Source organism: Candidatus Rickettsia mendelii, from assembly GCF_057543435.1.
This window is the reverse complement of the sequence record NZ_BTGX01000009.1, coordinates 20,301-27,503: the sequence shown is the minus strand read 5'-3', so window position 1 is coordinate 27,503 and position 7,203 is coordinate 20,301. Positions and strand designations below refer to the sequence as shown.

The following is a 7,203-nucleotide window of genomic DNA, read 5'->3' as shown; positions in this document are numbered from 1 at the left end:
GATATAATGACTAAAATGATTGTTTTAAGCATTTCTATTAATAACATGTACTTATGCAGAAAAAAATCTTAGAACAAACAGTTTTTTTATATAGGAGCAGAAGGTGGAATAGTTGAATCAGTTATTAGTAAGGTTCGTCATAAATATTCAAATACTAATATAATTTTAAAAAGATCAAATATGTATAGCAGTAGGTTATATAATATATCCTCAAATAACTGTTGAATTTTCAGCACTTATCAACTGAAATGTCGCTTACATTACATATTATCGTAATAAAATTTAAGTAATGGTTAACTATTCCCCAAAATACTACAGTATTATCAAACACATATATGCTAAATCTTATTTATAATTTGGCAGAAGTAAAGTCTTTTATGTCATTTATAATAATTGGGGCAGGCATAGCACAGTTGAAATCCTCCTCTTATAGATTAGATGTTATAAATAGTGATTATTTTAAGGTAGATAAGGATTAAAAAAATTGTCTTGCATGACAAAAAGCAGAACTAGGCGTTCACAGTATATAACTTCAAATTTTAGTATCGATTTAACTGTTAAGTTACAAACAGCATATAGAGTGAAAATTAATTATGATATGCTTTTACAATTTCTACAAGCAAGCCCTATTAAAAAACTATAGGTGTTGGAGCACTTGGCATATGGTTTACTTATAGGTTGCTATTTTGAAAATTCTATGAAATTTTTATATAAAAATCTAAATTATAAGGAAAAAATATGTCTGTAAAAACTACTAATACTTCTACCATTGTTAATGGTCATGATAAAATAACAAAAGAAGAACATTCTGCACAACCTGTTGTCAACAGTACAAATTCACATCATAACACTTATGATGAAGTACCATATGAAAGCTACCCTTATGCACTTACCAATCCTCATCACTTAAGTACTCTTGCAAATCTTTTTGGAGTAAGTACACCTAAAGTTGAAACTGCAAGAATATTAGAACTAGGCTGCGCTGCTGGTGGTAACTTAATACCTCATGCAGTTCTGTATCCAAAAGCTCATTTTGTTGGGATTGATCTATCCAAAGTGCAAATTGATGAAGCAAATAAAAATGTAAAAGAACTTGAATTACAAAATATAGAGTTTTATCATTATTCTATAATTGATATTGATGATTCATTCGGTAAATTTGATTATATAATTTGCCACGGTGTAATTTCTTGGGTACCAAAAAACGTTAGAGATAAAATTTTTGAAGTATGCAGCAAAAATCTTAATTCAAATGGTATAGCATATATTAGCTATAATACATTACCTGGTTGGAATATGGTACGTACTATTAGAGATATGATGCTTTATCATTCTAGTTCATTTCCAAATGTACATGATAGAATAGCTCAATCAAGGTTATTATTAGAATTTATTAAAGATAGCTTAGAAAATTCAAAAACTCCTTACGCTGAAGTATTAAAAACAGAAGCAGGGTTGCTTGCTAAGCAAACCGATCATTATTTACGTCATGATCACTTAGAAGAAGAAAACGCTCAATTCTATTTCCATGAATTTATGAATGAAGCTAGAAAATATAATTTACAATATTTAGCTGATTGTAATCTTTCCACTATGTATCTTGGTAATATGCCCCCAAAAGTAGTAGAACAGTTAAAAGCTATAAACGATATAGTTAGAACTGAACAATATATGGATTTTATTACAAATCGTCGTTTTAGGAATACTTTGCTATGTCACAATGGTGTAAAAATTAATAGAAACATTAATAATGATGACATAATGAAATTTAATATGATCTTTAACGTAGTGCCTGAAAAACCGCTTAAGGAAATAGATCTTAATAACGTTTCAGAAACATTAAAATTCTTTTTAAATGGTAATACAGATTCTAATTTATCTACTGCTTCACCTTACATGAAAGCTATTCTTTATAGTTTCAGCGAAAACCTAAATAATCCTCTAAGCTTTGAGCAATTAACTGCAGAAGCTAATAGAAAGTTACATAATACTAAGTTAAATGAAATTAAAAATGAACTTTTAGATAATGCAATGAAGCTAGTATTACAAGGTTATATTAACATTACCACTAAAAAACATCGTGATACTCCTGAACTTAATAAACCTAAAACAACAAAAATAGTAATACATCAAGCAACTCATACACCTTATATGTGGGTAACAAATTTAAACCATGAACCAATTGGAGTTAATTTCTTTGAAAAATTTGCACTTAGATATATGGATGGTACACGTGATGAAAAAGCAATTATTGATGCTGTAATGAACCATGTAGCGAAAGATGAAATAACCCTAAGTAAAGATGGACAAAAAATAGAAAATAACGAAGAAATACGTAAAGCACTTGAAAGTTTATTTATGCCAATGATCGAGAAATTTTCTTCTAACGCTTTGCTAGTTTAGCAAAAATACATTAATGTTATACGTATGGCTTAAGAAAATAACTATCATACTGTGGTCTACAGTATCTAGTAAAACAATCAAATCGTAGAGTGAGAAGCAAATTTCTAGAGCTATACAACAACTGTGATAAAGTCACAGTATGATAAAACGATTCTTCAACTAATATAACAAACCATGTTAATATTTTTTTATTTATTTGCAATATTACTAACCATCAGCAGCTTTTGCGTCGTTTTAAGTAAAAATGCTGTATATTCTGTACTATGGTTAATTTTTGCCTTTATTAATGGTTCTGGACTTATGATTTTGCTTGGCGCAGAATTTTTAGCTATGATGCTAATAGTAATTTATGTAGGCGCAGTAGCAGTATTATTCTTATTTGTGGTAATGATGCTAGATATACAGCTTAACAAAGCAATAGTTCAAATAAAAGAAAATCTTTCTTTAGCTATTCTCGTAGCGTTAATTATGTTTGCCGACTTAGTAACTATTATTTTACTCAGCACTAAAAATATTAATTTTAACTCTGACTTATCATTTGCCATAACAAATGGTATAACAAATACTAAAGCAATAGGAAAAGTGCTTTACACTGATTTTATGTTACCATTTCAAATGTCAGGACTAATTTTATTTGTCGCTATGATTACTTGTATTACGTTAACACTTAAAAAGCGTGGGGATATGAAACGCCAAAATATTGCAAAACAACTGAGTCATAATAAAGAAAATGCTGTATTAATGACAAAACCTCTTCTAAAAAAAGGTATTGAGGGTATTAAATATGAATGAGTATATTGGTCTTAATCATTATTTAATTTTAAGCAGCTTAGTTTTTACTGTAGGAATGCTTGGGTTATTTATGCACCGCAAAAATATTATTACAATATTAATGTCGATTGAGCTAATGCTGCTTGCAGTTAATATAAATTATGTAGCGTTTTCCGTATATATGCAAGAATTATCAGGACAAATTTTTAGTATTATAATCTTAACAATAGCTGCTGCTGAAACTTCAATTGGACTTGCAATATTACTGATGTATTTCCGCAATAAAGGCTCAATTGAAATTACTGATATTAATCAGATGAAGGGATAAAAATGTATCAAAGCATTGCCATAATGATTATTATGTTACCTCTTGCTTCCGCAATAATAAATGGGTTGTTTTCAAGAGTTATAGATAAGAAACTAGCTTCTATAATTGCGACTAGCTTTTTATCTTTATCAGCATTATTTGCAACAATCATATCTTCTCATACTGGTTTAGACAGACATATTATCCATATAAAATTATTACCATGGATTGCAATAGGGCAATTCAATGTAGATTTTGCTATTTATATAGATCAGCTAACTAGTATAATGTTTATAGCAGTAACATTTGTATCAAGTGTCGTGCATATCTACTCACTTGGTTATATGGCAGCAGATAAAGGGATTGTACGTTTCTTGTCTTTGCTTTCGCTTTTTACTTTCTTTATGTTAATATTAGTATCAGCTGATAATTTCTTACAATTATTTTTCGGCTGGGAAGGTGTCGGAGTCTGCTCATATTTATTAATCGGTTTTTGGTACTCAAAAGATAGTGCAAACAAAGCAGCTATTAAAGCTTTCATAGTAAATAGAGTTGGAGATTTTGCTTTTATTTTGGGTATAATAACGATTATCTTTTTCTTCCGCTCAGCAAATTACAAAGACATATTTTTAAACGCAGAATTGTTATCTAATTCAAAAGTATTGTTATTTAGTTATGAGCTTTCCATTCTAGATATTATATGTTTATTACTATTTATCGGTTGTATGGGTAAATCTGCACAGATTGGTTTACATATATGGCTTCCTGATGCAATGGAAGGCCCAACTCCTGTATCTGCCCTCATTCATGCGGCAACCATGGTAACAGCAGGCGTATTTTTAGTAGCACGCTGTTCATATTTGTTTGAATACAGTCCTATGGTTCTACAAGTTATTACAATAATTGGTGGTATTACTTGCCTTTTTGCATCAAGTGTTGCTATTATGCAAAGCGATATAAAAAAGATTATTGCATATTCAACTTGCAGCCAACTTGGCTATATGTTTCTTGCTTGCGGAGTATCAGCCTATAATAGCGGGATATTTCATTTAGTCACTCATGCTTTTTTTAAAGCTTTATTATTCTTATCCGCTGGCAGTGTAATACATACAGTTCATGAGCAAGATATTTTTAAAATAGGTGGTTTGCGAAACAAAATGCCAGTCACTTATGGAAATTTTTTAATTGGTTCACTTGCATTAATAGGTATTTACCCACTTGCAGGTTTTTATTCTAAAGATTCAATTTTAGAGGCAGCTTACATTAGTGAATCATTTATGTTTATTTTTGGTATAGTAGCAGCAATACTTACTGCTATTTATTCGATGAAAATTATTATGCTTGTATTTCATGGGAAAACTAAACTAAAAAAAGATATTTTTGAACATGCTCATGAACCATCTAAGATGATGAATAATCCCCTTATATTACTGGTAGCAGGAAGCTGTTTTAGCGGTATGATTGGTTATTATTTACTTTCAATTGATAAGCCTAATGGCTATTTCCACGAAAGTCTATTTAACTTACATATTTACAAATTATTAATTAGTCATCCACCTTTATATATTAAGTTATTACCAATGGTAATTGGTATAATAGGAATTATTATAGGAATCTATCTTTACAGAAGAATTAGACAGGATAAAAATTTTGATTACATGTTACAGCTAAATTCAGAAGATTCTAAACAATATAAATTTAAAGACAAACTATTAATACATGGGCACAGACAAAATTCCAAAAATTCACTTGTATGGAGCTTTTTGAATTTAGCTGTACGTAATAAGGATTATTTTGATAAGCTATATAATTATTTAATAATAAAGCCTATTAACTGCTTAGCTTGTCTGTTTTATTTTAGCGATCAGAAAATAATTGATCGCTTTGGACCGAATGGTTTTTCAAAAAGTATTAATTATTTTAGTACTCTGACTAGTAAAACACAAACAGGTTATATTTTTAACTATACTTTATATATAGTATTATTTATGGTTACAGTAATTAGTTATTTTGTGTGGTTAGGCGTAGGTATATAAAATGCTAGAATTACCAATCATCTCTATTAGTATTTTTCTGCCGCTAATAAGTGCGATATATATTTTACTATTTGTTAGTCAAAGTAAAAAGTTTGATAAACCAATATATGTAATGTATGTTGCAGTGCTTAGTTCAGTTTTAACATTGATCTCTACTATTTATATATTAGTAGAATTTGATCCCTTAAATCCTGCTTATCAATTTGTTGAACGCTGTGCGTGGCTTAATGCTATTGGTCTTGAATTCCATGTAGGTATTGACGGTATATCAATATTTTTTGTGGTTCTCACTTCTTTTCTTACTCTTCTTTGCATAATTGGCAGCCTATTTACTGTAAAAAAATATATCAAAGAATATTTGGTATGTTTTTTATTAATAGAATCATTTTGTATAGGAGCATTTACATCCATAAATTTATTATTATTTTATCTATTTTTTGAAGTAATATTAGTCCCAATGTATATTATTATTGGTGTGTGGGGAGGAGAAAATAGGATATATGCTGCTTTTAAATTCTTCTTATATACTTTTTCTGGTTCAGTATTTTTCTTACTTTCATTAATTTATATTTATAGCAAAATTCATAGCTTTGATTTAACAGAAATTGCTAAATTTACTAATAATTTCCCGCTTTTTATACAACAAATTCTGTGGTGGGCTATATTCATAGCTTTTGCTGTTAAAATCCCTATGGTTCCATTTCATACTTGGTTACCTGATGCACACGTACAAGCACCTACTAGTGGTTCAGTTATACTTGCTGGTATTCTATTAAAGCTTGGAGGATACAGTTTTGTACGTGTGTTATTGCCGCTTCTACTGAGTGCATCACAAGAATTTGCTAATTACGTAATTTATCTCAGTGCAATTGCAATAATATATGCTTCGCTAATAGCACTAGCACAAAAAGATATGAAGAAGATGATAGCATATTCATCAATTGCGCATATGGGATATGTTACGATAGGTATTTTTAGTTTTACAGATACAGGAATTGAAGGTGCATTATTTCAGATGCTTAGCCATGGATTGATTTCTTCATGTCTATTCCTGATAGTAGGTACTTTATATGAGAGGTTACACACTAAAGAAATAGCTAAATATGGTGGTGTAGCAAACAAAATGCCTCTACTTGCTACATTTTTTATGATTGCAATGCTTGGTTCTGTTGGGCTCCCTGGTACTAGCGGATTTATTGGAGAATTTTTAAGCTTGCTTGGAATTTACCAAACAAATGCAATAGCAGCTTGTGTAGCAGCTCTTGGTATAATTCTTGGTGCAGTTTATATGCTGAAATTATATAAAGATGTAATACTAGGTGAGATCAAACATAAAGAGATTTTATATTTTAAAGACTTATATAGATATGAAATAATCTCAATAGCTCCTTTAATATTACTAATCATTTATTTTGGTTTAATGCCAAACTCTATTTTAAATATATTTCATCGATCTGTACAAAATTTGCTAGGCTCTGGTAACTAAACCTAACTATGATATTTTTTGTATGATTCTTAAAAAGAATTCAATGTTGTTCCTGCAGAAGCAGAAATCTAGTAAAAAATATATACAAGTTTCTTGTGCTTTTATTTTGCTAAGTTACTATTTTATACTATATTAAGTTAGCTTATTCTAGATTGTTGCTTTTGTAAAAGTCATATTGAAAGTATTTTTTAGCAATGCTG

At 29.5% G+C, this 7,203-nt stretch carries 5 protein-coding genes and 1 pseudogene; all 6 read left to right on the top strand.

Features of this window, described 5'->3' with window-relative positions:
* Positions 1 to 81: 81 nt before the first annotated feature.
* Positions 82 to 690 (top strand): annotated as a pseudogene (locus tag AC27F4_RS01340) (porin family protein); the annotation flags it as partial.
* A 48-nt stretch (positions 691 to 738) separates the two neighbouring features.
* Entirely contained in the window at positions 739 to 2,403 is a 1,665-nt protein-coding gene (locus tag AC27F4_RS01335) for a methyltransferase regulatory domain-containing protein (RefSeq protein ID WP_487061336.1), read from the top strand.
* Positions 2,404 to 2,577: 174 nt separating this feature from the next.
* Positions 2,578 to 3,195: an NADH-quinone oxidoreductase subunit J gene (locus tag AC27F4_RS01330; protein ID WP_487061334.1), complete on the top strand. Its 618-nt coding sequence runs from the start codon at positions 2,578 to 2,580 to the stop codon at positions 3,193 to 3,195.
* Entirely contained in the window at positions 3,188 to 3,502 is a 315-nt protein-coding gene (gene nuoK, locus AC27F4_RS01325; RefSeq protein WP_487061332.1) for an NADH-quinone oxidoreductase subunit NuoK, read from the top strand. The genes AC27F4_RS01330 and nuoK overlap by 8 nt, the downstream gene beginning before the upstream one ends.
* 2 nt (positions 3,503 to 3,504) lie before the next feature.
* Positions 3,505 to 5,517 (top strand): NADH-quinone oxidoreductase subunit L, encoded by a 2,013-nt coding sequence (gene nuoL / locus AC27F4_RS01320; protein ID WP_487061330.1) that lies wholly within the window; start codon positions 3,505 to 3,507, stop codon positions 5,515 to 5,517.
* A gap of 1 nt (position 5,518) precedes the next feature.
* Positions 5,519 to 7,003 carry an NADH-quinone oxidoreductase subunit M gene (locus tag AC27F4_RS01315; RefSeq protein WP_487061328.1) on the top strand — a complete coding sequence of 495 codons (1,485 nt, stop codon included), beginning with the start codon at positions 5,519 to 5,521 and terminating at the stop codon, positions 7,001 to 7,003.
* Positions 7,004 to 7,203 lie beyond the last annotated feature (200 nt).

Bases quoted from the DNA above. Each gene is read 5' to 3' on its own strand.
- nuoK (WP_487061332.1), top strand. From the start codon at position 3,188: ATGAATGAGTATATTGGTCTTAATCATTATTTAATTTTAAGCAGCTTA.
- AC27F4_RS01330 (WP_487061334.1), top strand. From the start codon at position 2,578: ATGTTAATATTTTTTTATTTATTTGCAATATTACTAACCATCAGCAGC.
- AC27F4_RS01335 (WP_487061336.1), top strand. From the start codon at position 739: ATGTCTGTAAAAACTACTAATACTTCTACCATTGTTAATGGTCATGAT.
- nuoL (WP_487061330.1), top strand. From the start codon at position 3,505: ATGTATCAAAGCATTGCCATAATGATTATTATGTTACCTCTTGCTTCC.
- AC27F4_RS01315 (WP_487061328.1), top strand. From the start codon at position 5,519: ATGCTAGAATTACCAATCATCTCTATTAGTATTTTTCTGCCGCTAATA.